Raw genomic sequence first — 25,015 nt, forward strand, 5'->3', positions numbered from 1 at the left:
TTCAACGCGACCACGGGATGCACCCGCGCTTTTCACTACAGATGTATGAGTACACGCTTAATGCGTGACGGGACGCTTGCGATAAACTGTGTAGCGTGTCGCATGGCTGTCTTTTTCACCTGATGGAAAATCCTCCGAGCTTTCGACCGCCCAGATCTCGGGATCGATTTCGGGAAAGCGCGTGTCGCCATCGGGCGAAGCCATCACATGGGTAACGTGCAGCCGGTCGGCCAGCGGCAGCGCCTGGCGATAGATTTCGCCGCCGCCGATCACGCAGATGTCATTGGCATCGGGCATGCAGCGCCCGCGCGCGGTCGCCAGCGTGATGGCATCCTGCAGCGAATGCACCACCTCGGCGCCTTCGGCGCGGAAATTCGTGTCGCGCGTAACGACGATGTTCAATCGCCCCGGCAGCGGCCGCTTGGGAAAGCTCTCCCAGGTCTTGCGGCCCATCACGATCGGCTTGCCCATCGTGTCGGCCTTGAAGCGCTTGAGGTCGCTCGACAGTCTCCACGGCAAGCCATTGTCGCGTCCGATCACGCCGTTCTCGGCAATCGCCACATAGATCGCAACTTCCATCGGACGCGCTTCCCTGTCAGGGCGAATCTACGCCCGGCCGTTCATTTGCCGGTATCGTAGGGCTGCAGGATCAGAATATCGATATCGCGTTCGGGATTAAAATCCTGCGCCGTCATCTCGAAGGTCGTCGGGCCGGTCTTCTTCACGCCAGTGCCGCAGAAGCTGACGATGCTGGCCGGATCGCCCTTGTCGATGGTCAGCCTGAACTTGCCGATGGTGCCCAGCGCCCAGTTGCCACCTGATGTCAGCACATAGGAAAGCCAGGTCTCGGTGTAGGGCGGATAACCGTCGGCGGCAGCCTTTGCCGCCTTCGTGACCGCACGTTCGAAACCGTCGTCGAGGCAATATCTGCGCTTGTAATCGTCGTATCGGCCCTGGAACTTGCCATCCATGTAGAAGCTCACGCCGGCCGTGCCGCCGACGCTCGGCGTGTAGCTGTGTGCCACCTTCACCGGTTTGCCGGCCGGAAAACGGGCCTTCCACCAATAGGCCGAACGCAACTGCCAGAGCGGCTCGCGCACGCTCTTCATGCCCGAACCCTCGTCATATTCGTTGATGGTGATGAGGCCGCGTTCCTGCCAGTCGGCGGCGACCTCGGGCGAAAGCATCTCCAGCGCCTTCAGCGTCGCATCGCCGAACGGGAAATAGGGAACGCCGTTGGCGTCGAGTTCCTTGCCGATGTCGATGCCAACCGCATAGACCGAATGCTGCAGCTGAGGCTTCACCTCCTGCCCGTCGATCGACACGGAGAAGCCGAGGAAATTGTCGGACGCATCGACAGGGATATCGACATTGGCATACGGGCTGCCCTCGATGTCCGGCATCGGAAACGCAACCAGCGTCTCGACATCCTTGTCCGAATTGTTGCGGAACACATAGTCGACCGTCACCTTGTCCGCGGAGATGAACAGGTCCTCGCTCTCCATGGCGATAAGGTCGTTGCGGCCGAGTATCAGCCCGCCGGCGCCGAGTTGTGCCGTCGTGTCGTTGGCGGACGCCGGAACGGCCGCAAGCAGGCTCACTGCCAAGAGCCCCGACCGCATTTCCCACGTCCTGTGTTTCGACATATTCCGCCCTCTCCCGCTCTCTGCAGGCAGCCATCGGCAAGCCGCACCCACGACCCAAGCTCTAGTCGATCCCCCGCCGGCAGTCCAACGCGACGGGTCTCGCAAGCCCGAAGGCCAACCTTACGAAAGCGTATGGCGGCCGCGAAGCCTCGGTAACCTCGCAATGGCATGATGAAAATGCGCAGTGGTCGCTGTCGCGAGGTGAGGAGTTTCAGCAATGCTCCGGATGGCGGTTCTGTCCAGCACGTTCGCTCTCGTGGCAATCGCAACGGCTGCTGCTGTCCCGGCGTCCGGGGCGAGCGCAGCCGAAAAGCCCGTGGCTGCTGAAAAGAACCCACCCGGCGACATTCCCGACAGCCAGGTCTTCATCGACTACGCCTCAAAGGACGGCTACGCCCTGAAGGTGCCCGAAGGCTGGGCGCGCACCGATCTTCCGACAGGCGCCAGTTTCGTCGACAAACTCGACGGCGTGGTGGTCACCCGCAGCGACGCAGCCCAACCGCCAACGGTCGACAGCGTCCGCAAGGACTACCTGCCCGTCCTCCAAAGCCAAGAGCGCGCCGTGCAGATCGGCGGCGTGAAAGCAGTCAGGCTGCCGGCCGGCAACGCCATCCGCATCGCCTACAGCTCCAACTCCGCACCCAACCAGGTCACCAACAAGCAGGTTCGGCTCGAAAACCAGCGCTATCTCTATTTCAAGGACAAAAAGCTCGTGGCGCTCGAACTCTACGCCCCGTTTGGCGCCGACAATGTCGACCAATGGAAGCTGATGTCGGAATCGTTCCAATGGCGCTGACATGAGCGTTCTGGAGGCGTACGAACTCTACCGCTTCTACCATGTCGGCGACGACGAGATCGCGGCGCTGCGCGGCGTCAGCCTGTTCCTGTCGGCTGGCGAGATGGTCTCGGTGATGGGGCCCTCAGGCAGCGGCAAGTCGACACTTCTGGCCTGCCTCACTGGTCTCGACGAACCTGACGGAGGTTACGTTACCGTCCGCGACCGTCTGATGACACGCCGCCCCGAGGCCGATCGGGCCACGATCCGCGCCGAAAACTTCGGCATCCTGCTGCAGTCGGGAAATCTCTTCCAGCACCTGACGGTGCGTGAGAACATCCTGCTGTCGATGCAACTGTCGGGGCGCAAGGACAGAGAAAGGCTCACCGCCCTGCTGCAGGCGGTCGGCCTGTCGCATCGCGAGCGCGCCTATCCGGCGCAGCTTTCCGGCGGGGAGACGGCGCGAGCGGGACTTGCGGCCGCACTTGCCGCCGATCCGCCGCTGCTGGTGGCGGACGAACCGACCGCCGAGATCGACCGCGTGGCGGAGGAGCGCCTGCTCGACTATTTCGAGGCGCGCCGTGCCGCCGGCAAAACGACGCTCGTCGCCACCCACAGCGCCTCCCTTGCCGCGCGGGCCGATCGCATCATCCATCTCGCGGACGGGCGCATCGACAATGTTTGATGCCCTCGTCACCGCCTCCGGCATCTCCAGGAGCTTCGCCGACGGCAGCGACGACGCCCTGACCGTGCTTTCCGACGTCAGCTGCCAGATCGATGCCGGCGACCGTATTGCGCTGGTCGGCGCGTCGGGCAGCGGCAAGACCACGCTGCTCCATATCCTGGGCGGCCTCGACAGCCCGACGCTCGGCGCGGTCGCCTGGCCCGCCCTTGGGCCACGCTCCTCACTGCGACCCGGCAAGGTCGGCCTGGTGTTCCAGACGCCGAGCCTGTTTCCGGCGCTCACCGTCCTGCAGAATGTCAGCCTTCCGCTGGTCTTGCTGGAGCGCAACGACGACATCGAGGCCAAGGCAGCAGCCATGCTCGAGCGCTTCGAACTGTCGGCCCTTGCCCAAAAGCTGCCTGAGGAGCTTTCGGGCGGTCAGGCGCAGCGTGTCGCCATGGCGCGCGCGCTTGCAGCCGGCCCGCGACTGGTGCTGGCCGACGAGCCGACAGGCCAGCTCGACAGCGCAACCGCCAGGCATTTCATCGACCTTACCATCGACGTTCTGCGCAAGACCGGTACCGCGCTGCTCATCGCCACGCATGACGAGGCGGTGGCCGAACGCATGAGCCAGCGCTGGTTGCTCGACCATGGCCGACTTTCGCACCCGGTCGAACCGGAACGGAGGCGCGCGTGACCCGCCTTTGGCTGTTCGGCCTGCTGCGCCGCCGGTTCGGACGCCTCGCCGGTGTCGCCGCCGGCATCGCGGTGACCGTTGCGCTGCTCGCATCGCTTGCAGCCTTCCTTGCCGACAGCAGCAGTTCGATGACGCGTCGCGCCGTCTCCGCCGTGCCTGTCGACTGGCAGGTCCAGCTGGCGCCGGACGCAGATTCCGCAGTCGTTCGCAACGCGATCACCGCGTCCGCCGGCACCACTGCCGTCCGGCAGGTGTCCTTTGCGAATGTCGACGGGTTGGAGGCCAGCGCCGGCGGCACGGTACAGACCACCGGCCCCGGCAAGGCGATCGCCTTCGACGAAAATTATCTCAAAGACTTTCCTGAAGAAGTGCGGCTGCTGTCCGGCCGGCTCGACGGCGTGCTGGCCGCGCAGCAGACCGCAGCCAACCTGCATGTTGCACCGGGCGACATCGTCACCATCAAGCGCGTGGCCCTGCCCCCCGTCGACGTGAAGATCGATGGCATCATCGAGCTGCCGGACGCCGATGCCCTGTTCCAAAGCGTCGGCCTGCCGCCCCAGGCCGCCCCGCAGGCGCCACCCGACAACGTGCTCGTCCTGCCATCAGATCAGTGGCAGCGGGTATTCGGTCCGCAGCAGACCGCTCGACCGGACACGACGCGCACCCAGCTGCATGTGCGGCTCGACCGGACGACGCTGCCGGCGCGACCGAGCGACGCCTGGACGATCGTCACGGGTGCGGCACGCAATCTCGAAGCCAGGGTCGCGGGACAGGCGCTGGTCGCCAACAATCTTGGCGCCCGGCTCGACGCCGTCAGGGGCGATTCGCTCTATGCCGCGGTGCTGTTCCTGTTCCTCGGCATTCCCGGCATCGCCCTGGCCTGCCTGCTCACGATAGCAGTCAGTTCAGCCGGTGCGGACCGGCGCCGGGCCGAGCAGGCACTGCTTAGGGTTCGCGGCGCGAGCCTGCGCCGCATCCTCGTGCTCGCCTCGGCCGAAGCGTTGCTCGTCGGCGGTATCGGCATTGCACTCGGGCTCGGGATGGCGTTGCTTTTCGCGAAGTTGCGGCTCGGCGGCGATGCCGGGTTCGGCATGGTGGCGATGGGCCTGTCCATCCTCACGGGCATGCTGCTTGCGCTGGCAACCTTCCTCTACCCTGCCTGGCGCGACAGCCGCACGCAGAGCATAAGCGCATCGCGCCGCGTTATCGGCCGCACCACCCGGCCCCTGTGGGCACGGCTCTGGCTCGACGTGCTGCTGCTGTGCGCGGCACTTGTGCTGTTCTGGCAGTCGGCGAGCACCGGATACCAGGTGGTGCTCGCGCCCGAGGGCGTCGCCGCCACCGCGGTCGACTACAACGCTTTCATCGCGCCGGCTTTGTTCTGGATCGGCTCGGCGCTGCTCGCCATCCGCGTCTCGGCCCGTATCATCGCCGCCAATGGCATGCTGCTGCAGGCCCTGGTCAGGCCAGCGGCCGGCAAGCTCTCGACCATCGTGGCCGCGGCCCTGTCGCATCAGGCGGCGCGCATCACTGCGGGCATTGCCATGACCGCGCTCGCTGTCTCCTTCGCCGTCTCCACGGCTGTTTTCAACACCACCTACAATGCTCAATCGCGGGTCGATGCGGAGCTCACCAACGGCGCCGACGTCACCGTGTTCGGGACCGAGGCGCATCCGGCAGGAGCCAGGCTGGACCAGCTCGCCGCCCTGCCCTCGGCCGACGCGGTCCAGCCGATGCAGCACCGCTTTGCCTATGTCGGCAACGACCTGCAGGATCTCTATGGCATCGACCCGGTGTCGATCGACGACGCCACCGATTTTCCAGACGCCTATTTTGCCGGCGGCAAGGCCGCCAACATCCTCGCGCGCCTCGCCGAGACACCGAATGGCGTGCTGGTGTCGGAAGAAACCGTGCAGGACTTCCAGCTTTCGGTCGGCGACATCATCAATCTCCGCCTCCTCAACGCTTCCGACCATCAGTACCATCAGGTGCCGTTCACCTTCATCGGCGTGGTTCGCGAATTCCCAACCGCGCCGAGAGACTCATTCCTGGTCGCCAACGCTGCCTATGTCGCCGAACTGACCGGTTCGGACGCCAGCGAATATGTGCTGATGCACGCCAGGGGCGACCCGGCGGATCTGGCCAGCGAAGCTGCGGCAGCGCTGGCTGGCGACCCCGCCCTCAAGGTCAAGGATGTGGGCTCCGCCGCCCATCTCATCAGCTCCAGCCTGACGGCCGTGGACCTTTCGAGCCTGACGACGATCGAACTCAGCTTTGCGCTTGCCCTGGCAGTCGCTGCCGCCGGCCTTATGCTCGGCCTCGGCTTCCTCGACAGGCGGCGCAGCTTCGCCATTCTTTCGGCGATCGGCGCCAAGCCCCACCAGCTCGCGGCGTTCCTGTGGGGCGAAGGGTTGCTGGTGGCCCTCGGCGGGCTGGTCTTCGGACTGGCGTCGGGACTGACCATCGCCTGGATGCTGGTCAAGCTCCTGACCGGCGTGTTCGATCCTCCGCCAGAGGCGCTTTCAATCCCCTTCGCCTATCTGGCCCTGGTCCTGCTGCTGCTGGTGGCGTCCATTGTGCTGGCGATCCAACTGACGCGCGCGATAGGCAACGCCGACGCGCCGCAACGGCTGAGGGAGCTTTAGAGCGCCGTGCGCCGGAAAAGCGGCAGCGTATTGCCACGTTTTCGTCGGGACGTGAACGGGCGTTGTGTCCACTCCCCTGATGGTACTTGTCGGCGATGCAAAGACACCATCCGTAAGAAACCAAAGGCTTTCCACGAGTTGATCATCTGGTTGGACGACGCCTTGTTCGGGGCTTCTCCAGCCCCACGGTTACGACGAGGGGCATGCTCGCAGATACCGAACGTTCGGCGTATATTTCGGCCATTTGGCAACGTCATTTGCGCAAATTGCTGCATCAACTTTGCCAATCAGCTTGAACAGGCCCGCAAGGTCGTCGAGCCATAGCGGCTGCTGACCCGATCCCGCAAGGCATGCGCCTGACGGTTCAAGCCGATCACATCCTTCACGGAGAGGCCCGATCGGCGCCTGCGCCTGCCGGCCAGCCCCCGGTGCTGGAAGGAAGGCAGACGGCGTAAAGTCCGCTCTTGTCTAAACCGCGATCGGCGCGCGGATGGAGGCGTCGGCGACGTAGTTTTCCAGCCTGAAATCCTCGAAGCGGAAGGCGAACAGGTCGGTGACCTCGGGATTGATCCACATCGTCGGCAGCGCCTTTGGCGTGCGCCCAAGCTGCTCACGGGCCTGCTCGAAGTGATTGTGGTAGATGTGGGCGTCGCCAAGCGTATGGACGAAATCGCCCGGCTTCAGCCCCGTCACCTGCGCCACCATCATCGTCAGCAGCGCGTAGGACGCGATGTTGAACGGCACGCCAAGGAATATATCGGCCGAACGCTGATAGAGCTGGCACGAAAGCCTGCCGTCGGAGACGTAGAACTGGAACAGGCAGTGGCATGGCGGCAGCGCCATCGCGTCCACTTCTTCCGGGTTCCAGGCCGAGACGATCAGCCGACGCGAGTTCGGGTTCTTCCTGATCTGCACCAGCAGGTTGGCGATCTGGTCGATCTCGCCGCCGTCGTGCGTCGGCCACGAGCGCCACTGCTTGCCATAGACCGGGCCGAGGTCGCCGTTCTCGTCGGCCCACTCGTCCCAGATCGAAACGCCGTTGTCCTTGAGATACTTGATGTTGGTGTCGCCGGCCAGAAACCACAGCAATTCGTGGATGATCGACTTCAGGTGCAGCTTCTTGGTGGTGAGGACGGGAAAGCCTTTTCCCAGGTCGAAACGCATCTGGTAGCCGAACACCGAGCGCGTACCGGTACCGGTCCGGTCGCCGCGGTCGGAACCGTTTTCCATGACATGGCTGAGTAGGTCGAGATACTGGCGCATCGGTCGGGCTCGATTCGTCGTTTGCCAGATCATAGCGGAGTGGGCCGGCTCTGGAAACGAATGCGCTTCCTGTCCCCAGGCGCATTGACGCGGGCGTCCATGCGTCAAGGCTGCGCTCGGACGGCGCGGCGTTCAACGATGCCACAGGCAATTCAGGCAGCGCACGCGCCGCCCGGCCTGAACCACCCGAAACCGAACCGAAATCCGGCCCGGTTTTCAGGATTCGATCGGTAAGGGATCAGATCGCGCCGAGTTTGCCGAGTTCCTTGGCGACCAGGTAGTAGAAAGTGACGCGGTTCTTGGTGTGGTCGGCCGACATGGCCTTGCAGACCTTCTCCAGCGCGCCATCGGCCTTCTTGGCGTCCTCGACGCCGAGCTTCTTGGCAATCCAGCCGGCTTTCACCCGGTCGAGCTCCTTGGGGTCGGTGCAGGAGACCAGCGAGGAATCGCGGTTGCGCAGTGCGATGCCGAGATGCTTGACGATCTTGCTGACCGCCTCTTCCTTGGCGCCGGCATCGTACTTCTTCACGTCTGCAAGATAGTCGCTCATGAGTATTCCCCTCGTCGACAGATTGACGTCATCTCCCGCGGGGACTGCCGGCCTTGACCGGTTCATGCGCAATGCAAGCTTTCCCCAGCGTGGCGAGCTTCTGTTCGCGCAAGGCGCGAGTCAACCCTCGGAGTTCGCGTGGCATCATAAATCTGTTGCGGATGGAGAGGTTAGGCGGCTTTCCGCCCTTCCCTTTTGAGCGCCGCATCCTTATATTCGCACCGTCAGCTTGACTGACTATGGCGATAAACTGCCGATGAAATAAGCCATTCGGACCCGGGGGCGGTACCCGGCGCCTCCACCAAAAGTCGTCGTGCAATAGAGCGACGGTTTTTGCTGGGGGCGAAATAGGATCGACGAGGGTGTAAAGATCGGACTTTTGCTCGGCATTGTACCACCGTTATCGGGCTAAACTTATAGTTGCCAACGACAACTATGCGGAAGCACGTCTCGCTGCTTAATGCGGTGCGATAGCTTCAAATTAAGTCCTAGCGGTTCGCACTTCTAGGCGGGGTTCGGAGGTACCTGGCAACAGAAACCTCCACTTCTCCCCCCTCACTACCTCTGGGCTTCGACCCCGCCGGACCTTCCGGTCATTTTGCCTGCCGCGCGCGTACGATTGCCGCGCAGGCCGTTTCACGTCCGTGCACGCGCACCGCAGTCGACGCCCCCTCACCTCATCTCTGGAGACAAAAATGCATCGCGACTGCGACCGCTTCTTCGTGCTTTCAGGTGGCCCCGGCTCGGGCAAGACCACGCTGATCGAGGCCCTCGGCCGCCGGGGCTTCGCCACGACGGCCGAGGCCGGCCGGGCCATTATCCGGGACCAGACAGCGATTGGCGGGCCAGCCACCCACCAGAACGACCCTGCCCTGTTCGCCGAAATAATGCTCGCCTTCGACATGCAGTCCTACCGCCTGGCGCTGGACAAGGAGGGGCCGGTTTTCTTTGACCGCGGCGTGACGGAACTTGCCGGATACCACCGGATGATGGGCATGCCGGCGCCGGCACATTTCAGGACCGCAGCAGAACGCTTCCGCTACAACCCCAAGGTCTTCATCGCGCCGCCATGGCCGGAGATCTTTGCCAATGACGGCGAAAGGAAGCAGTCATTCGGGGAAGCGGTCACCACCCATGCCTCGTCGGTGCGGATCTACGCCGAGTTCGGCTATGAGATCGTAGCGCTGCCCAAGGCATCGGTCGAAGAACGGCTGCGCTTTGTCCTTGCCGAGGCGAGCCTGTGAAGGCACCGCCGGAAAACAGCACATGGACGGGCCCAGGCCGTAGCGGATGCCTGCGCTTCCTGCTGGAACGCCCGCCGCCTGGCTAGGCTGCGCTCGGCAGTTGCACGCCCTCGGCAAAGGTGCGGTTGCGGCCGGCGCGCTTGGCCGCATAGAGGATCTTGTCGGCACGGGCGATGGCGTCCCAAAGATCTTCGCCCGGATGGAATTGCGCGATGCCGAAGCTGCAGGTGACGCGGAAATCGTCGGGCAATTCGGAAAAGCTCAAGCCGGCGATCTCGCGCCGCAACCGCTCGGTCAAGGCGAATGCGTCGTCGACGGTTCTGTCCTTCAGCACCATGACGAACTCCTCGCCGCCGGTGCGCGCCGCCACGTCTCCCTTACCCAGGCTGCGCCTGATGATGCCGCCAAAGCCTGTCAGCACCACATCGCCGGCAGCGTGGCCGAAGCGGTCGTTGATGCCCTTGAAGCGATCGATGTCGCAGGCAACGACGCTGAGCGGCTTGTGGCCACCGACAGGGTGCAGGCGCGCCTCCCGCCCCTGCAGGCCGCGACGGTTCAGCAGCCCGGTCAGCGGGTCGGTGTCGCGCTCGGCCTTCAGCGCCAGCACGATGTCGGCGCAGACCACCACCAGCAGGCCGAGCCCGCTGGCCGCACCGAGCACGGACATGCTGAACTGCGCCCAGATCCAGAACTCGGATTCGAAGAACGCGCCGATGTCGTCGGAAGGGATCGAGCTCTTGTCGAGCAGCACGCGCACGAAGAAGGTGACCCCGAGCCCAAACAGCAGCCAGACCATGGCCTGGTCGATCACATTGCCGCGCACCAGGTCACGCAACTTCCAGGCGCCGCTCAGGACAATGCAGCCCATGCCGATATTGAGGGCATAGACGCGGATCTGGAGATTGTTGTCGACATAGTAGAAATAGCACAGCACGCCGACGATCGCGGCAAACCAGGCCGCGTGCAGGGCCAGCGGCATCGACCTGCCGGAGCGCGCAAGCACGCCCTCCACCAGAAGCAGCGGGCCTGCGGCATAAAGCATGGCGGAGACGATGGTGTTGTAGCCGATATCGGGCGGCCACAGGGCGAACTGCACGATGGTGCCGCCCCCGACCGCCGCGAATGCAAGCGCGAAAAACAGCAGGTGCCGCCGGCGGCGCTCCAGCAGCCATACGCAGAAGAACGTCGCTGCAAACAGCAGCAGCAGGGCCGAAGGGATGAATTTCAAGATTTTCCGCAGGCCTCTGGCGTCGTCGCTACTTCCGGTGGTCTTGCGGAGACTTACCGGCCCATAGGTAAACAAGACGATATCGAGGCTGGGTGAAGTCGGCCAAGAATGGTTGGGCCAGCAGCGCATGTAACGAGCCTGCTGTCCGGTGACTTGGGGCCGGGCATGCGCCCGGCCCCAAAAGCTCATTCGGCCGGCATCTCGGCGACGTTGCGGCCACGGCCGAGCGTCACCTGGGCGAGCGCAAACGCGATGACGGCGGAGATCGTGATTCCTGCGACCATCGGCAGCGGCGTGCCGTCGAAGAACAGCCCGGCCACCGCCATGGCGGCCGCGCCGATGGCGAAATGCAGCGTGCCCATCAGGGCCGAGGCCGTTCCGGCGATCTCGCCATGCTCTTCCATTGCCAGCACCGACGTCGTCGGAATGACGAGGCCGAGGAAGCCGTAGCCGACGAATAGAAGCGCGGCGAGAACGTCGAGGCGATCGACGCCCGAGGCGAAGACGGCAAGCAGCACCACCATCATCGTGGCGTAGCCGACGACAGCCACCCGCACCACGCGCTTCAACCCGAACCGCTCGGTCAGCCAGCCCGTCAGCTGCGACATGCCGATGAAGGCGACCGCATTGATCGAGAAGAACACGCTGTAGATCGACGGCGACAGCCCGTAGTGATCGATCAGGATAAAGGACGAGTTGGCGAGATAGACGAAGAAGCTGGCGATGCCGAAACCGCCGATCGCGGTCAGCCCGAGGAAATTGCGGTCGCCGAGCAGGAAGCGGTAGCCGACGAGCGCGCTGCGGATCGAGCTTTCGGCACGATGATCGGCCGGACGCGTTTCCTTGAGCGACGTTGCCAGAAGGACGACCGCCAGCACCGCAGCACCCGTCACCGTCCAGAACACGGCACGCCAGCCGAGACTTTCGATGATCAGGCTGCCGGTCAGCGGCGCAAGAATAGGCGACACGCTGAAGACGAGCATGAGCAGCGACATCAGGCGCGCTGCCTCGGTTCCGGTGTGCAGGTCACGCACGATTGCGCGCGGCACCACCATGCCGGCCGAGGCACCGAGGCCCTGCAGGAAACGGAAGGCGATCAGCCACTCGATGTTGGGGGCCACCGCCGCGCCGACGGCGCCGATGGCGAACAGCACGAGACCTATATAGAGCGGCGCCTTGCGGCCGATCATGTCGGAGATCGGGCCGACGACGATCTGCGCCAACCCCATGGACAGGAAGAACACCAGGAGGCTCATCTGAACGGCCGCGGTGCCTGCGTTGAGGTCGGCGCCGATGGTCGGCAGCGCTGGGAGATACATGTCGATGGCGAATGGGCCGATGGCCGACAAAAGGCCGAGCACGACCGCTACGCGGAGGAATTGGGGTGTCATGGCGTGATTCTTTCAGTCTGGTTTCGGTCGCAGTCGCGACACGCAATCCAAGGACGTTCGGCAATGCGAGTTTGCGACTCCTCCCGACCCGAAACTCGATTACGTCCAGATTTTTAGACATGCTTGTCCAAATCGTCAATCAGCTGTATATAGAAATGATGACACAAGCGACTGCTCCTGACATTTCCATCCTGCGCAGCCATTCTGCCAAGCGGCTCTCGATCCTCGACGCCGCGGCCCGCGTCTTTTGTCGGGAAGGCTTTGCCGGCGCCAATATCGACCTGATCGCAGCCGAAGCCGGCGTGTCCCGGCAGACCGTCTACAATCACCACGGCGACAAGGAGAACCTGCTGGTTGCGGTGGTTCGCGAGATCACCGAGCGCATCAATGTCGGCGTCTTCGACACGCTTGCCACCTTCCCCGACAAGCCTGTCGACCTCGAAGCCGAGCTCGTCGCCTTTGCGGTCAGGCTCAACCAGAACTGCCTGTGCAACCGCGACGGCAAGTTCCTGCGCAAGCTGTTGCAGACCGAGGGCGAGCGTTATCCCGAACTGTTCGCCGGCTGGCGTGACCAGGGTCCGGCCAAGACCTGGGCAGCACTGGCCGCCCGTTTCGCACGCCTGACGCTTGCCGGCTGGCTCGATCTCGACGATCCCGACGTCGCCGCGCGCCAGTTCCTGGCACTCGTCAATGCCGATCTGCAGATGGCATTGATCTTCGGCGACACCGTCTCCGAGGAGCAGCTCGAGGCAGCCGCGACCAATGCCGTGCGCTGCTTCCTGCGCGCCTATGGCAAGCGTCGCCCGATCGCGACATGACCAAGCTTCAATACGGCGCTATATCCGGTTTACGCCGGCCTCAAGCTTGATTACAGGTAAGGGAACGATTCAATCGGACCCGTACTGTCCTATGGCCGAAGACCAGATCCGCTATGACATTCTTGCCCAGGAGGCACTGCGCGGCGTTATGCGCAAGGTCCTGGCGGAAGTCGCGCGAACAGGATTGCCGGGCAACCATCATTTCTTCATCACCTTCATGACCGGCGCGCCGGGCGTGCGCATCTCCAGCCGCCTGCGCGAGCGCTATCCGGAGCAGATGACCATCGTCATCCAGTTCCAGTACTGGGACCTCAAGGTCACCGACACCGGCTTCGAAGTGGGCCTCTCCTTCTCCGATATCCCCGAGAAGCTCGAAATCCCCTTCTCGGCGGTGCGCGGCTTCTACGATCCTTCGGTCAATTTCGAGCTCGAGTTCGAGGTCAAGACCGACACTGCCGAAGTCGAGCCGACCCCAGTCGAGCCGGTGGCCGTCGTCAAGCCGGCCGAGCGCAAGGAATCGAAGAAAAAGGCCGCGGCCGCAGAGGAAAGCAAGGAAGCCCAGGACGAAGCTGCACCCGGCAAGGGCGCCGAAGTCGTCTCGCTCGACGCCTTCCGCAAGAAGTAACCCCGGACGGTCGCCATGGCCGATATCGTCAATCTCCGCCAGTTCAAGAAGCAGAAGGCGCGCGGCGATCGCGAGGCCCAGGCCGAACAGAATCGCGCGCTCCACGGCCGCACCAAGGCCGAAAAGCAGCGTGACAGGCTCACCATCGAGCAGGCCGAGAAATTCGTCGAGGCCCATCGCCGCGACCGCAGGTCCAAAGACGGCGAGCCCCGGGACGACAACCCTCAAGACCGCAAACCATGAGCCTTGTCGCCAAGCGTTCGGTGAGCATCCATGGCCACCGCACCAGCTACTCGCTTGAAAAACCGTTCTACGACGATCTTTTGGCCATCGCGGCGATGCGTAAGATGACGCTCGCCGGCCTCGTCGCCGAAGTCGACGCCAACCGCCCGCGCGACGCCAATCTGTCCTCCGCCCTTCGGCTCTTTGTGCTCCAACAGGCGAAATTGGGGACGTTGGGCGGGATCGATGAGGTCGAGACCGCCTAGACGTCGACGCCGACAGCCATGGCATCAACAGGTGCTGCCCTGGCGCTCAGATGACGCCACAGCCTGCCCTACTGTGGCTCCAGCGACTTCAGGAATTCGTCGAGACTGAGCGGTTCGATCTTCTTTTTCACTGGTGCCGGATCCGGTGCTGTTATCGGCTCGGCAGGCGCAACCGGCATGTCCAGCGGCCGAGCCTCGGGCAGTGGCGCGCGTTCAATCTCCGACGCGGGCTCGGGCTTGGCAGGCTCGGGCTTGGCAGCCTCGGCATCGCGCCTCGCCTTCTCCTCTTCGGCCTGCCTGGCCTTCCGTTCGGCCTCCAGCTTGGCCTCGGCGTCTCGCTTGGCCGCTGCCTCGGCTTCCTGCTTCGCCCGGGCCTCGGCCTCGTGGCGCGCCGCCTCCTCTGCGGCAAGCCGCGCCTTCTCGGCTGCGGCGTCCGCCTCGGCCTTGGCCTTGGCCGCCGCTTCGGCCGCACGGGCTTCTTCTTCGGCCTGCAGGCGGGCCGCTTCGGCCGCGGCCTTCGCCTCCTGCTCCGCCTTGATGCGCGCCTCCTCGGCGAGACGCGCCTCTTCGGCAATGCGCTCGCGCTCGGCCTGCTGGGCTGCGAAATAGCGAGCCTCGCGCCGCAGCCGTTGCTTTTCCAGCAGAACCGCCTGCATCGCCTCGACGCGGGCCTGCTCCTTCTCCAGCGCCCGCTGGGTCAGGAATTGCGCCAGCGGCGCGCTGTCGAAGGTAAGGTTCGTCGCACCGGGGCTGCCTTCGAGCTGGAAGTTGAGCGTGGGTTCCGAGCCGGTGACCTCTTCCTCGCCGGATGCGTAGGCGATGCCGCCAGTGCCCGCCACGGTGCCGGAATTGAGATCTGCACGCAGGTCCGCTGTCAGCGTGGCCGAAGGATTCTTGAGTGTGAGAGGCGGCGCCCGCAGGATGCCGGCGGCCACGGTAAAGGCGACATCGGCCCGATCTGCGCTGAAACTGCCATCGCCCGCTATCGCCGGGGCGAATCCCACCACCCGCGCCGCATTGACATCCCGTCCCAACGCATCGGCCTTGGCAATCAGCGACCCGAAGGCGTCAGGGTTGAAGCCCGGCACGACAAGACCGTCGACGACAGCCGTTCCCGAACCTGACAGCGACGCCACCAGCCCCTCGACCGACTTGCCGCTGCCGGACAGGCTGGCCGAAAAACCGCCCTTGCCGCCAAGGCCGGCCGCAACAGGAATGGCCGAGACGTCGGCGCCGTCGAGCTTGAGCTGGCCGGTCAGAAGTCCCGTGCCGTCATTGTTCTTGAGTTCGGCCAGCCCCTCGAGGCTGCCGCCGAAGATCTTGCCCCTGATGTTGGACAGCCGGAGCGACTGCCCGTCGATCTTGAGGCCCAGCGACGCGTCGTTCACCACCGCCAGCGGCTCGGCTGCCAGCGTGTCGGCAACGATGTCCAGTTCGGCATTGAACGGCACCGCCGACTTCGAGGCAAAGGCTGTTTTTGGCCAGCCGCGCCCCTCGACCGCAAGCGCGTTGGCGCCAAGCAGCATCTCGGCGAATGGCCTCAGGTCGAGTTCGTCGACCTTGAGCGAACCGGCAAGAGACGGCACGCCCTCGACCAGCGTCGCCTTGAGATCGCCCGCAAACGCGCGTTCGTTGAGGGTGCCCGTAAGCTTGCCGAGCGCCAGCTGCCCTTGGGACAGATCGGCGTCGGCGACAAGCTCCACCGCGGTGCCCGTGCCCATGCCGGGAACCGAAACGCCCGTCGTCATCAGCCAGGGTTCGATATCGGCTGCCTGCAGCGTCACCCTGCCGCGCAGGCTCGCCACATCGTCGCGCAGGGTCGTCGTTCCGGTAAAACCGGCCGATGCGTCCTCGCCGGCCATGCTGGCGGTGACGTCAAGGCCGTTCCGCGCCGCGCCAGTCGCTGCGATTTCGAGTTCGCCCTGCCCCGTCATGCCCAGCGGCAGGACAGGCAGGCCAGCCAGGGCGAGAAGCGCCGTGGCGTCATTGTTGCGCGCCGAGAGGTTGAGCTTGATATCGGTTGCTTCCGGCACACCGGAATAGGCGGGTGCCGACAACGTCGCCAGAAGATCGGAACCGCCCGCCTCGCCCTTGGCGCTGAGTGCCAGGCCGGCCGATCCGTCACTGTTTTCGGCAGCACTGGCAACGAAGTCGATGCGGGCATCGGTCAGAAGATCGGGATATGCGGCGGAACGCGCGGCGAGCCCGCTCAGCACGCGATTGTCGGGCCATTGCCGGGCGGCAAGCGACACCAGCGGTGCAAGGTCCACGGCAACGATGGATGCGTCGAGATTGCCGGTCGGCGCTTTGGGAAAGTCCTTGATCCTGCCGGTTGCACTCAGCGACGCCCCGGCAAGCCCACCCACAGACAGCCTGTCGATCTCCAGCACGCCTTCCCGCAGCCTGAGCGCGGTATCGAGCGTGTCGGCGCTCAGCCCGGCAAAGTTCACCGGTCCCGCCTTCACCGCGAGGTCGAGGTCCGTGTCGGCGAAGCGGTTGGCGCCTTGGTCGGTGACGAAAAGCGAAGCAAAGGCGCGCATGCCTTCCAGGTCGAGCTCGCTGCCATCGAGCTTCATCGTCACCGAAGCACGGGCATCACCGGGCTGCAAACTATCGAGTTCGCCGGTAAACCTGGCCTTGCCGAGGATCAGCTCGATGTCGTCGAGGCGCTGCTGCTCGCGCGTCAGCGCAACCTTGGCCTTGAAGCCCGCTGCCGGCAGCCGGCGCACCGCCTCGTCGATGTCCTTCGCCACCCAGGCGGCAAAACCGGACGGCTGTCCCACCGCCAGAAGCAGCTGCCCGTCAAAGCCGAGCGCATCCTTGGTATGCAGGAAGCCCTCCGCCTCCAGCCGCGCCCGGCCCGGCAAGGTTGCTGCCAGCGACTTGAGCTCCCAGCCATCATCCGACGGCTCGGCCTTGAGCCTGACGTCGCGAACCGTCGTGTCGCCGGCAACGATCGCCGGCAGGTCGACGTCGACGGTGCCGGGTATCGTCGGCCGGGGAAGTGCCACCAGCGTCTTTTCCAGCGCCGTCAGACGCTCGGAAACCGACAACCCCGCTCCACCGGTCTCGCCCCCCACGGCCTCGTCAAAACGCACCTGCGCGCCCTTGGTCGAGACGGAAAAACGCGGCGAGGCGCCGAGGTCGATCTCGGCTGTGCCATCGGCGGTGTAGGGATCCTCGAGCGGGCCTGTCTCGAAACGGAATTCCTCGATGCCGAGCCTTGCATTGTCGAGCGCGAACCTGCCCTTCACGCGGAAGCCGGGGTCGACGGGTTTTGCCGGCGCCTTCGTGGCATCGGCGGCAGGCTGTCCCTGCGGCGCCGCACGGTTTTCCAGCAGCGTGAAGCTGCCGGAATAGAGCCCTCGCCCCTTGTCCATGCTGACATTGCCGTCGCTGTCGAGCACGACGCCGAAACGCTCCGGCGTTGCGCGCACCCTCAGCCGCATCTGGCCGGTCGGCTCAAGCGCGCCCGTCGACGCCGACAGCTGCGTTGGCATGCCGTCGACCTTCACCGTGCCGTCGATCCGCCACGGCCCCGTCAGCGCCTTGGCGGAGACGGCCATGTCGATGCCGGAAAGCACATGCTCGCGCCCGCTCACTTCGTGGCGCAGCGTGACCTGGCCGTCGCTGATCGTCAGCTTCTCGATCGATATCTGCCGTGCATCGAAGGGCGTCGAGGGGCGTATCGCCCAGTCGACGGTGCCGTCGGCGGCGACATCGATGGTGGCGACCGGCCGGACCAGCCGCATGTCGAAGATCAGGAACTCGCCGCGCAGGAACGGCGCCAGTTCGGAATCCATGGAGAAGGTCTCCACGGTCATCGCCGGCTCGCCGTTCGTGCCGCCGCCCACGGCGACGTCGGAGAAGGTCACCGACGGAAACGGCAGGATTCGCGCCGTCACATCGCCCTGCACCGTCACCTTGCGGCCGAGGATGACGCTGGCCTCGCGTTCGAAGTCGGCCTTGTAGCCCGACCAGTCGATAAAATACGGCCCCACCAGCGCCGCACAAAGCGCCAGCACGAACAGGCCACCAAAAATCACGAACAGGCGAGCGAGCATTGCCTCGGGGCAAACAGGTTAGTGTCCCAGGCTTTTAACCGCAGGAGCGTGGTCATTTGGTGACATGTTGGGCTGTGCGCTCCGGCACGTCAACGCCGCGCGACACCTGTACAGAGAAATGCGACCCCGTTCAGCACGTCAGCCTGCGAGATGCGCGAGATTCAGGTCAGGCCGAGCTGAAAATGCTGGCTTCCGAGAACCGGAACGGAGCGTACATTTAGGTACGTGAGTACCGGAAGCGGAGGAAGCCTGCATTTGCAAGCCGGCCTCACCTGAATATCTCTAGCGCGCGTCGCGCTTGGCCTGTGCCACCGCCGCCGCCTTGCGCAGGCGCCCGCGCTCCATCGGCCTGACGAGGCTCTTTGCCTTGGTGTTCTCCACCGCCCGCATGCCCTCATGCGCGTGCCGGGTGTTGAAATCGTCGGCCTTCGCCGTCTTTTTCTCCTTCAGCGCCAGCGCGTGGCGGGCATTCTCGACCAGCGCGATGCGCGCGCCCAGCTGGCGCCTGCGCTCCTGCTCGCCGTTCAGGCGCCGCATGCCCATGGCCAGCACGCTGAGCTTGGCCTTGGTGCCGTGATCCTTGGTCACCGGCTGCGCGCCCTTGGGAGCCGCCTTGCCGCGCATCTCGCGGCGCATGCGATGCGCGTCCGACTGGACCTTGTCGCGCCGCTCGCGCAACAGCTTGGTCACGTCGCGCAGTTCCTTGTCCGAAAGCTCCTGCACCCCTGGGTGGCGCGACTTCTGCACCAGTTCCAGTTCGTCCTTCGTCAGCAGCCGTTGTTCCTGCTTTTGCGAAACCGCCATGTCGATGTCCTCGCCTTGATCATCCGGGCCTTGACCATCCGGTTGCCTCGCAGGGAGGCAACCGGACTGTCCGCCCGAACTATGGCGCGGTCAAGCCGGCCGGTGCATGCGGACCACTTCGAGCGCCCGCCCCTCATCATCCTGGGCATGCCTCAACGTCTCGGCAAAACCGAGGCGCCGGTAAAAGCCGAGCGCCGCATCATTGTCGGCATAGACCTCGACGTCGAGCGCGCCCTTGAGTCCCGCCACCTGCAGCACCAGCGCCTTGCCCAGCCCGAGACCATGCGCCGAAGGGTCGATGAACAGGCCGCCGATGAAGTCGTCGATCAGGCCGATGAAGCCCGCCGGCTTGCCGTCCAGTTCGACCACCCAGTTCTCGGCCTGCGGCAGGTAGATGTCCCTGACCTTGACCTGCTGGTCCAGCAAGTCAGCTTCCGACAGGAAAGGATGGCCGACGCGCGATGCCTCGAGCCAGATGTCGGCCAGGCGATCGCAATCGGTTGGGGAATAGGCGCGGATCGTCGCGCCGTGAGCGTGTTTCATGGATTTGTCCTTGGAATATGCAGTTCAGAGATGGGTGCGAGCACCCGTTCGGCTGTGAGGCCGTCATCGGCATGTGCCGACGCTTCAGCGATTGAAGTCTCTGCGCATAAGATTCCTTGTTGGACGCCGCCGCACTAGCAAGCCGGCGTCAACGGGTCAACGCCCCTACCGAGCCGCAGGCAGTATCTTGCCCGGGTTCATGATGTCGAGCGGGTCGAGCGCCCTCTTGATCGCCCGCATCACCTCGACGCCATGGCCGTGCTCACGCTCCATCAGCCCCATCTTGCCCTGGCCGATGCCATGCTCTCCGGTCGAGGTGCCGTCCATCGATATGGCCCGTTCGGCCAGCCGCTTCACGAACTCCTCGGCCTTGCCGATGTCGGCCGCGTCGTTGGGGTCCATCAGCACCAGCGTGTGGAAATTGCCGTCACCGACATGGCCGACGATGGGTGCGATAAGACCCAACCGCTCGATATCGGCCTCGGTCTCGGCAATGCATTCGGCCAGCCTGGAGATCGGCACGCAGGCATCTGTCGACAGCGCCCGCGCCCCGGGACGCAGCGTCTGCGACGCCCAGTAGGCGTCGTGCCGCGCCTTCCACAGCTTGGCGCGTTCCTCGGCGACCTTGGTCCACAGGAACGGCCCGCCGCCGAACTCTGCCGCGATCTCGCCGAACGTTTCCGCCTGCTCGGCCACCCCGGTATCCGAGCCATGGAATTCGAGGAAAAGGCAGGGGCTCTCGGGATAATCGAGCTTGGAGTAGGTCTTCATTGCCCGCATCTGAAGCGCATTGACCAGTTCGATGCGCGCCACAGGAATGCCCATCTGGATGGTCGCGATGACAGCCTGGCACGCCGCCTCGACAGACGGGAACGGGCAGACACCGCCCGAAATCGCCTGCGGAATGCCCTGCAGCTTGAGCGTCACCTCGGTGATGATGCCGAGCGTGCCTTCCGACCCCACCAAAAGCCGTGTCAGGTCGTAACCGGCCGAACTCTTCCGGGCACGATGCGAGGTCGTAACCTCGCTGCCGTCGGCCATGACGGCCCTGAGCGACAGCACGTTCTCGCGCATCGTGCCGTAGCGCACCGCGTTTGTGCCCGATGCCCGTGTCGCAGCCATGCCGCCGAGGCTGGCATTGGCACCAGGATCGATGGGGAAGAACAGGCCGGTGGCGCGCAGATGCGTGTTCAGCGCCTCGCGCGTCACCCCCGCCTCGACCGTACAGTCGAGGTCTTCGGCATTGACGGACAGGATCTTGTCCATTCGCGACGTATCAACCGAGATGCCGCCGGCCGGCGCGTTGACATGACCTTCCAGCGACGTGCCCGTGCCGAAGGCAATCACCGGCACACGATGTTGCGCGCAGACGCGCACCACGTCCTGCACATCTGCGGTGCTTTCGGCAAACATCACGCCATCGGGCATCTGGTTGGGCAGGTAGGTGGTGGTGTGGCCGTGCTGCTCGCGGATCGACTGGCCGGTCTGGAAGCGCTCGCCGAATTTCTGCTTGAGGATGCCGAGCGCCGTGGCAATGCCCTCCTCGTTCCGGACCATCGCCCTCAGGTCGCTCAGAGCCATGTTTTCCTCCGCGATTGGAACAGCCTGGCGCCTTGCCGGCATCTTATGCTCCGGTAATCTGCCAGCATCGGTGGTTTGTCCAGCGCCACCAAAGGCCAAGTCGAAGAGGATCGTCCATGCCAGTGCCATTCGTCTCAAGCGTCATGGAGATCGAGAAAGGCTGGATCGACTATAACGGCCATCTCAACATGGCCTACTACAACGTGCTGTTCGACCGCTGCAGCGACGAGGCGCTCGATGCGCTCGGCATGGGCGCAGCTTACGTCCGCGACAGGAAACTCACCATCTACACGGCGGAAGTCCATGTCTGCTACGTGCAGGAGCTGCATCTCGAGCATCTGGTCACCGCGACCTTCCAACTGCTCGACCATGACGACAAGCGCCTGCGCGTCTATCAGGAGCTGCGCCATGTCGATGGCTGGCTGGCGGCGACATCGGAATATCTCGCGCTGCATGTCGACATGACCGGCCCCAAGGTCGCCCCCTTCCCTGGGGATATCATGGCCAATCTCGATGCCATGCGCGCCGCCCATGCGGCCCTGCCCATGCCCGAACGGGCCGGCCGCTCGATCGGCATCAAGCGCAAGCCGGCATAGTGGCCTGACGGCCACATCAGGCTGCCAGGATTAACGTTACCTGTTCATAAACATGCTTTGCAGCCGTCGGTTCGTTGCCTGGACCGCGCCCCGCTCCGACACTTCCACACAGGCGAAGTTGAGTCGCGGCGGGCACCGGACGTCTCTGAGGCAAGGCATGCACACTGACATCGAAGCGACTGCCAGCAAGCTCGCCTGCGATCCGCGCATCAGCGACTACGACTTCTGGCGTTCGCTCCGCAACCTCAACAACGAGATCTTCGAGATCGCCAACAACAACGAGCCGATCCCGATCGAGATGCTGCGCTGGCGGGTCATCCTGCGCCAGGCGCGGTCCAAGCGCGGCGTCGCCTGAATTCGCGCCCGCGCAGGGCCTAACCTTTCCGAAATATTAAATTTTTGTCATGTGCCGCGGCCCCGAGAGTGCCGCCACAATCGAGGCGAAGCATGGCTGCGCTGGCTTCGCCATGCACGCAGCGTCTTCGCCCATTCTCCGGCGATCCACTGGCGCATTCCGATGCCTCCATGAGCTCGTTTCTGGTCGGGACGGATGGTTCGTCCCGGGGGGCGCAGCTTTGTCCGCAAGGAGGACGAGACAATGAGCTTTTCCAGGCTTGTAACTTCATGTGCGTTCGGCCTGACGGGGGTGGCCTTCGTGGCGCTCGCCACGCCAGGCTTCGCCGCCAACCCGTCGGCGGCGCAATCGACCACCAAGGCCTGCAGCCAGCAATACCAGGCCGCCAAGAAGGCCAACACCCTGAATGGCGAGAAATGGCCTGAGTTCCTGTCCAAGTGCAGCGCAGCGATGAACACAAACGCAGCGCCCGCAACCGCCCCCGCCAAGAAGCAGACCAATGCCATGGCGCCGGCAAACACCAACACCAGCACCACCAAGTCAGCAATCACCAAGTCCGCATCGGCCGCCTCAGGCAACACAGCCGGCCATCAGACCACCCAGCAGATCTGCAGCCAGCAATATCAGGCGGCCAAGACGGCCGGCACGCTCGGCAGCCAGAAGTGGCCCGACTTCCTGTCAAGCTGCAGCGCCAGCATCAAGAACGACAAATCCGATGCCACGATGCCGGCCGAACCCACCGTCGCTTCGGCCAAGCAGGCCATGCCCGCCACCTCGGCCAACGGCAAGCCGCTGTCGCCGGGTGAAGTCGCCTTCCGTCAGCGCATCCATGAATGCTCGACCGAATGGCAGAGCGAAAAGTCCGCTGGCACGCTGCCTGCAGGCGCCAAGTGGCCGCAATTCTGGAGCCAGTGCAACGCCAAGCTGAAGGCCCAGGGCTAAGGAGGCAAGGCATGAATGCTCAGGACATCGTCGATTCCGTAGCGACCCAGATCGGCGTCGATCCGGCGATAGCCGAGAAGGCTGTCGGCATGCTGCTTTCGGTGATCGAACATGAGTCCGGCGGGGTGGCCAGTGCCGGGATCTTCTCGAAGATACCCGGCGCCGACGACCTCGCCCACAACAACGACGTCATGGCTGCTTCCGGCGGCCAGGGCGGCCTGTTCGGCAGCTTGAGCTCGGCGCTTGGCGGCCTGCTCGGCGAAAAAGCCGGCGCCATGGTCAACGGCTTCTCGCAGCTGCAATCGCTCGGTCTCGACACGAGCCAGATCGAGCAGGCAGGCGAGACCCTGATCAGCCAGGCCAAGACTGCCGCCGGCCCCACCGCCGTCAACGGCCTCGTCGAGGCGGTGCCCGCACTCAAGGGGCATTTCGGGCTCTGACTTCAAGCCAGACGAAAAAGCCCGCGCCATGTGCGCGGGCTTTTCCGTGGACGGGATTCAGGATCGAAGCGGAAAACGCCCTATCCCAGCTTGTCCTTCAGGAACGCGACCGTCCGCCCCCAGGCGAGATCGGCCGCCGCCTTGTCGTAGCGTGCTTCCGACGTGTCGTTGTTGAAGGCATGCTGCGCGCCATCGTAGACGAAGACCTGAAACTCCTTGCCGGCTTTCTCCAGAGCCGCCTTGTAGGCATCGATGCCCGCGTTGATGCGCTCATCCTTGCCGGCATAATGCAGCATCAGCGCCGCCTTGATCCTGGCAATGTCAGCCTCGTCCTTGGGTTGGGCGCCGTAATAGGCGACGCCGGCCGAAAGCTCCGGCGCATTGACCGCCAGCGTGTTGACCAGGCCGCCGCCCCAGCAGAATCCGACCGCGCCGACCTTGCCGTTGGACAGCTCATTGGCCTTGAGGAAGGCCACCGTCGCCACGCCATTTGCGGTTGTCTGCGCCGCGTCCATCTTGCCGAACATCTCGCGCGCCTTGTCCTCATCGGCAGGCGTTCCGCCCTGCGGCGACAGGAAGTCGGGAGCCAGCGCGACGAAGCCTTCGAGCGCAAAGCGCCGCGCCACGTCGCGAATATGCGGGTTCAGGCCGCGATTCTCGTGGATGACGATGACCGCCGGCAGCTTGCCCGACTGGTCGGCGGGATGGACCAGATAGCCCTTCATTTCGCCTGTGGCGCCCGGATAGGCGATATCCTCGGCCTTCAGGCGCTTGTCGTCGTCGGCGACGATTGCCGCGCGCGCCTGGTTGGCTGCAAGCATGGGCACGATGACCGCCGCTGCCGCGCCGGAGCCCGCCAGCTTGGTCAGCTTCTCCATGAAGCCACGCCGGTCGAGCGTCAGATGGGTGTATTCGTCATAGGCATCGATCATCGCCTGGGTGATGGCAGGTCCTGTCATGTCTCGCTCCCTGTCTTCGACTTCAGGCGGCGAGTGTAGCGTATGCAAATGTAGTTGGTGTCACGGTTGCGTGAAGTTCCGCGCGCCCGCGCCGAAAGCAGCGCAGGCGCGTTTCGAAAGCTGCCCGGTCAAAAGCTGCCTAGTCCTGGCTTTCCATGAAGCGGATGCGATTGCCGAACGGGTCGATCACCTCGCACTCCAGCCCCCACTCCTGCTTCTCCAGGCCAGGCCGGTTGTATTTGTAGTTCTTGGCGATCAAGCCTTTCTGGAAGGCTTCGACGCCCTTCATGTAGCAGACGGCCGTCGCACCGGGGCTGGCATCGCCGGAATGCTCCGACAGGTGCAGCCTCAAGCCTCCGCGCGACACCTGGCAGTAGAGCGGCGCGCCGGGATGGAAGCGATGCTCCCAGTCGATCGTGCAGTCGAGAAAGCCTTCATAAAAGCCCCTCGCTTTGTCTTCGTCGAAGATGCGGAAGATCGGCACCGGCTGGGTGAAACTCACAACGCCGGCCGAGGGCTCTTCCGCCTTGTCCAGCTTGCTCGACAGGATGTTCCAGGTGTCGACGCCGAACTGGCGGGCGACGATTTCCAGCGCCTCGCTGTGGCTGACATCGAGGTTCTTTTGGGCAAGCGCCTCGCGCATGGCCTTCGCCATCGCCTTTGCGTCACGATAGGTTCGCATGATCTTTCGATCCTC

Annotated in this window: 25 protein-coding genes and 1 other RNA gene; 14 read left to right on the forward strand and 12 right to left on the reverse strand. The window is 64.4% G+C overall.

What is annotated here, in order from left to right:
* Nucleotides 1-57: 57 nt before the first annotated feature.
* Both B015_RS0115030 and B015_RS0115035 read right to left on the reverse strand, forming a co-directional pair.
* Nucleotides 58-579, reverse strand: a complete 522-nt coding sequence (locus tag B015_RS0115030) for a dihydrofolate reductase (protein WP_018428535.1) — start codon at nucleotides 577-579, stop codon at nucleotides 58-60.
* Nucleotides 580-620: 41 nt separating this feature from the next.
* Nucleotides 621-1,646: a DUF4424 domain-containing protein gene (locus B015_RS0115035; RefSeq protein WP_040456243.1), complete on the reverse strand. Its 1,026-nt coding sequence runs from the start codon at nucleotides 1,644-1,646 to the stop codon at nucleotides 621-623.
* A 316-nt stretch (nucleotides 1,647-1,962) separates the two neighbouring features.
* Here B015_RS0115035 and B015_RS0115040 point away from each other — a divergent pair, with 316 nt between their 5' ends.
* From B015_RS0115040 to B015_RS0115055, 4 genes are read left to right on the forward strand one after another with little or no spacing between them, the layout of a single operon-like run.
* Nucleotides 1,963-2,442: a hypothetical protein gene (locus B015_RS0115040; RefSeq protein ID WP_245262182.1), complete on the forward strand. Its 480-nt coding sequence runs from the start codon at nucleotides 1,963-1,965 to the stop codon at nucleotides 2,440-2,442.
* A 1-nt stretch (nucleotide 2,443) separates the two neighbouring features.
* Nucleotides 2,444-3,106 (forward strand): ABC transporter ATP-binding protein, encoded by a 663-nt coding sequence (locus B015_RS0115045; protein WP_018428538.1) that lies wholly within the window; start codon nucleotides 2,444-2,446, stop codon nucleotides 3,104-3,106.
* A complete protein-coding gene (locus B015_RS0115050) occupies nucleotides 3,099-3,782 on the forward strand; it encodes an ABC transporter ATP-binding protein (RefSeq protein ID WP_018428539.1) in 684 nt (227 codons plus the stop codon). Before B015_RS0115045 ends, B015_RS0115050 begins: the two co-directional genes overlap by 8 nt.
* Nucleotides 3,779-6,427 carry an ABC transporter permease gene (locus tag B015_RS0115055; protein WP_018428540.1) on the forward strand — a complete coding sequence of 883 codons (2,649 nt, stop codon included), beginning with the start codon at nucleotides 3,779-3,781 and terminating at the stop codon, nucleotides 6,425-6,427. Before B015_RS0115050 ends, B015_RS0115055 begins: the two co-directional genes overlap by 4 nt.
* 468 nt (nucleotides 6,428-6,895) lie before the next feature.
* Here the strand turns inward: B015_RS0115055 and B015_RS0115060 are convergent, their stop codons facing one another.
* Both B015_RS0115060 and B015_RS0115065 read right to left on the reverse strand, forming a co-directional pair.
* On the reverse strand, nucleotides 6,896-7,690 hold the full coding sequence (locus B015_RS0115060; protein ID WP_018428541.1) for a thymidylate synthase: 795 nt from the start codon (nucleotides 7,688-7,690) through the stop codon (nucleotides 6,896-6,898).
* Between the two features lie 238 nt (nucleotides 7,691-7,928).
* Nucleotides 7,929-8,240 (reverse strand): DUF2853 family protein, encoded by a 312-nt coding sequence (locus tag B015_RS0115065; RefSeq protein WP_018428542.1) that lies wholly within the window; start codon nucleotides 8,238-8,240, stop codon nucleotides 7,929-7,931.
* Nucleotides 8,241-8,424: 184 nt separating this feature from the next.
* Between B015_RS0115065 and ssrA the strand changes: the two genes are divergently transcribed.
* Nucleotides 8,425-8,786, forward strand: a transfer-messenger RNA (tmRNA) gene (ssrA, locus tag B015_RS32570).
* A 149-nt stretch (nucleotides 8,787-8,935) separates the two neighbouring features.
* Nucleotides 8,936-9,484, forward strand: a complete 549-nt coding sequence (locus B015_RS0115070) for an AAA family ATPase (RefSeq protein WP_040456245.1) — start codon at nucleotides 8,936-8,938, stop codon at nucleotides 9,482-9,484.
* Between the two features lie 82 nt (nucleotides 9,485-9,566).
* Here B015_RS0115070 and B015_RS0115075 read toward each other — a convergent pair whose 3' ends face one another.
* A complete protein-coding gene (locus B015_RS0115075) occupies nucleotides 9,567-10,712 on the reverse strand; it encodes a GGDEF domain-containing protein (RefSeq protein ID WP_018428545.1) in 1,146 nt (381 codons plus the stop codon).
* 185 nt (nucleotides 10,713-10,897) lie between these two features.
* Nucleotides 10,898-12,103: a multidrug effflux MFS transporter gene (locus B015_RS0115080; protein WP_018428546.1), complete on the reverse strand. Its 1,206-nt coding sequence runs from the start codon at nucleotides 12,101-12,103 to the stop codon at nucleotides 10,898-10,900.
* A 158-nt stretch (nucleotides 12,104-12,261) separates the two neighbouring features.
* Between B015_RS0115080 and B015_RS0115085 the strand changes: the two genes are divergently transcribed.
* The 4 genes from B015_RS0115085 to B015_RS0115100 all read left to right on the forward strand — a co-directional run bounded on the left by B015_RS0115085 (nucleotide 12,262) and on the right by B015_RS0115100 (nucleotide 14,034).
* Nucleotides 12,262-12,921: a TetR/AcrR family transcriptional regulator gene (locus tag B015_RS0115085; protein WP_026227306.1), complete on the forward strand. Its 660-nt coding sequence runs from the start codon at nucleotides 12,262-12,264 to the stop codon at nucleotides 12,919-12,921.
* A 91-nt stretch (nucleotides 12,922-13,012) separates the two neighbouring features.
* Nucleotides 13,013-13,546, forward strand: coding sequence for an SspB family protein (locus B015_RS0115090; protein ID WP_018428548.1), 534 nt, complete (start codon nucleotides 13,013-13,015; stop codon nucleotides 13,544-13,546).
* Between the two features lie 15 nt (nucleotides 13,547-13,561).
* Nucleotides 13,562-13,789, forward strand: a complete 228-nt coding sequence (locus B015_RS30930; protein ID WP_018428549.1) for a DUF4169 family protein — start codon at nucleotides 13,562-13,564, stop codon at nucleotides 13,787-13,789.
* Nucleotides 13,786-14,034 (forward strand): ribbon-helix-helix domain-containing protein, encoded by a 249-nt coding sequence (locus B015_RS0115100; protein ID WP_018428550.1) that lies wholly within the window; start codon nucleotides 13,786-13,788, stop codon nucleotides 14,032-14,034. Before B015_RS30930 ends, B015_RS0115100 begins: the two co-directional genes overlap by 4 nt.
* A 68-nt stretch (nucleotides 14,035-14,102) precedes the next feature.
* On the opposite strand, the gene B015_RS0115105 is transcribed toward B015_RS0115100, so the two are convergent.
* From B015_RS0115105 to B015_RS0115120, 4 genes are all read right to left on the reverse strand, one after another.
* Nucleotides 14,103-18,098 carry an AsmA family protein gene (locus B015_RS0115105; protein WP_018428551.1) on the reverse strand — a complete coding sequence of 1,332 codons (3,996 nt, stop codon included), beginning with the start codon at nucleotides 18,096-18,098 and terminating at the stop codon, nucleotides 14,103-14,105.
* 282 nt (nucleotides 18,099-18,380) lie between these two features.
* The gene (locus B015_RS0115110) at nucleotides 18,381-18,902 is read right to left on the reverse strand and encodes a hypothetical protein (RefSeq protein WP_018428552.1); all 522 of its coding nucleotides are present in this window, start codon (nucleotides 18,900-18,902) and stop codon (nucleotides 18,381-18,383) included.
* Between the two features lie 90 nt (nucleotides 18,903-18,992).
* A complete protein-coding gene (locus B015_RS0115115) occupies nucleotides 18,993-19,445 on the reverse strand; it encodes a GNAT family N-acetyltransferase (protein ID WP_018428553.1) in 453 nt (150 codons plus the stop codon).
* A gap of 165 nt (nucleotides 19,446-19,610) precedes the next feature.
* Complete coding sequence (locus tag B015_RS0115120) at nucleotides 19,611-21,026, reverse strand: FAD-linked oxidase C-terminal domain-containing protein (protein ID WP_026227307.1); 1,416 nt, start codon at nucleotides 21,024-21,026, stop codon at nucleotides 19,611-19,613.
* 116 nt (nucleotides 21,027-21,142) lie between these two features.
* Here B015_RS0115120 and B015_RS0115125 point away from each other — a divergent pair, with 116 nt between their 5' ends.
* From B015_RS0115125 to B015_RS0115140, 4 genes are all read left to right on the forward strand, one after another.
* Nucleotides 21,143-21,622 (forward strand): thioesterase family protein, encoded by a 480-nt coding sequence (locus B015_RS0115125; RefSeq protein ID WP_026227308.1) that lies wholly within the window; start codon nucleotides 21,143-21,145, stop codon nucleotides 21,620-21,622.
* 157 nt (nucleotides 21,623-21,779) lie between these two features.
* Nucleotides 21,780-21,977 carry a hypothetical protein gene (locus tag B015_RS0115130; protein WP_018428556.1) on the forward strand — a complete coding sequence of 66 codons (198 nt, stop codon included), beginning with the start codon at nucleotides 21,780-21,782 and terminating at the stop codon, nucleotides 21,975-21,977.
* A gap of 243 nt (nucleotides 21,978-22,220) precedes the next feature.
* A complete protein-coding gene (locus B015_RS0115135; protein WP_157632745.1) occupies nucleotides 22,221-22,919 on the forward strand; it encodes a hypothetical protein in 699 nt (232 codons plus the stop codon).
* Nucleotides 22,920-22,930: 11 nt separating this feature from the next.
* Nucleotides 22,931-23,359, forward strand: coding sequence for a DUF2780 domain-containing protein (locus tag B015_RS0115140; RefSeq protein ID WP_018428558.1), 429 nt, complete (start codon nucleotides 22,931-22,933; stop codon nucleotides 23,357-23,359).
* Between the two features lie 80 nt (nucleotides 23,360-23,439).
* On the opposite strand, the gene B015_RS0115145 is transcribed toward B015_RS0115140, so the two are convergent.
* On the reverse strand, nucleotides 23,440-24,318 hold the full coding sequence (locus tag B015_RS0115145) for a dienelactone hydrolase family protein (protein ID WP_026227309.1): 879 nt from the start codon (nucleotides 24,316-24,318) through the stop codon (nucleotides 23,440-23,442).
* 139 nt (nucleotides 24,319-24,457) lie between these two features.
* Nucleotides 24,458-25,000: a glyoxalase superfamily protein gene (locus B015_RS0115150; RefSeq protein ID WP_018428560.1), complete on the reverse strand. Its 543-nt coding sequence runs from the start codon at nucleotides 24,998-25,000 to the stop codon at nucleotides 24,458-24,460.
* Nucleotides 25,001-25,015: the final 15 nt, after the last annotated feature.

The sequence above is a fragment of the Hoeflea sp. 108 genome, from assembly GCF_000372965.1.
Lineage (GTDB): Bacteria > Pseudomonadota > Alphaproteobacteria > Rhizobiales > Rhizobiaceae > Aminobacter.

Coding starts and splice junctions, on each gene's coding strand:
- B015_RS0115030 (WP_018428535.1), bottom strand. CDS start 579: ATGGAAGTTGCGATCTATGTGGCGATTGCCGAGAACGGCGTGATCGGA.
- B015_RS0115035 (WP_040456243.1), bottom strand. CDS start 1,646: ATGTCGAAACACAGGACGTGGGAAATGCGGTCGGGGCTCTTGGCAGTG.
- B015_RS0115045 (WP_018428538.1), top strand. CDS start 2,444: ATGAGCGTTCTGGAGGCGTACGAACTCTACCGCTTCTACCATGTCGGC.
- B015_RS0115050 (WP_018428539.1), top strand. CDS start 3,099: ATGTTTGATGCCCTCGTCACCGCCTCCGGCATCTCCAGGAGCTTCGCC.
- B015_RS0115060 (WP_018428541.1), bottom strand. CDS start 7,690: ATGCGCCAGTATCTCGACCTACTCAGCCATGTCATGGAAAACGGTTCC.
- B015_RS0115065 (WP_018428542.1), bottom strand. CDS start 8,240: ATGAGCGACTATCTTGCAGACGTGAAGAAGTACGATGCCGGCGCCAAG.
- B015_RS0115070 (WP_040456245.1), top strand. CDS start 8,936: ATGCATCGCGACTGCGACCGCTTCTTCGTGCTTTCAGGTGGCCCCGGC.
- B015_RS0115080 (WP_018428546.1), bottom strand. CDS start 12,103: ATGACACCCCAATTCCTCCGCGTAGCGGTCGTGCTCGGCCTTTTGTCG.
- B015_RS0115085 (WP_026227306.1), top strand. CDS start 12,262: ATGACACAAGCGACTGCTCCTGACATTTCCATCCTGCGCAGCCATTCT.
- B015_RS0115090 (WP_018428548.1), top strand. CDS start 13,013: ATGGCCGAAGACCAGATCCGCTATGACATTCTTGCCCAGGAGGCACTG.
- B015_RS30930 (WP_018428549.1), top strand. CDS start 13,562: ATGGCCGATATCGTCAATCTCCGCCAGTTCAAGAAGCAGAAGGCGCGC.
- B015_RS0115100 (WP_018428550.1), top strand. CDS start 13,786: ATGAGCCTTGTCGCCAAGCGTTCGGTGAGCATCCATGGCCACCGCACC.
- B015_RS0115105 (WP_018428551.1), bottom strand. CDS start 18,098: ATGCTCGCTCGCCTGTTCGTGATTTTTGGTGGCCTGTTCGTGCTGGCG.
- B015_RS0115110 (WP_018428552.1), bottom strand. CDS start 18,902: ATGGCGGTTTCGCAAAAGCAGGAACAACGGCTGCTGACGAAGGACGAA.
- B015_RS0115115 (WP_018428553.1), bottom strand. CDS start 19,445: ATGAAACACGCTCACGGCGCGACGATCCGCGCCTATTCCCCAACCGAT.
- B015_RS0115120 (WP_026227307.1), bottom strand. CDS start 21,026: ATGGCTCTGAGCGACCTGAGGGCGATGGTCCGGAACGAGGAGGGCATT.
- B015_RS0115125 (WP_026227308.1), top strand. CDS start 21,143: ATGCCAGTGCCATTCGTCTCAAGCGTCATGGAGATCGAGAAAGGCTGG.
- B015_RS0115130 (WP_018428556.1), top strand. CDS start 21,780: ATGCACACTGACATCGAAGCGACTGCCAGCAAGCTCGCCTGCGATCCG.
- B015_RS0115135 (WP_157632745.1), top strand. CDS start 22,221: ATGAGCTTTTCCAGGCTTGTAACTTCATGTGCGTTCGGCCTGACGGGG.
- B015_RS0115140 (WP_018428558.1), top strand. CDS start 22,931: ATGAATGCTCAGGACATCGTCGATTCCGTAGCGACCCAGATCGGCGTC.
- B015_RS0115145 (WP_026227309.1), bottom strand. CDS start 24,318: ATGACAGGACCTGCCATCACCCAGGCGATGATCGATGCCTATGACGAA.
- B015_RS0115150 (WP_018428560.1), bottom strand. CDS start 25,000: ATGCGAACCTATCGTGACGCAAAGGCGATGGCGAAGGCCATGCGCGAG.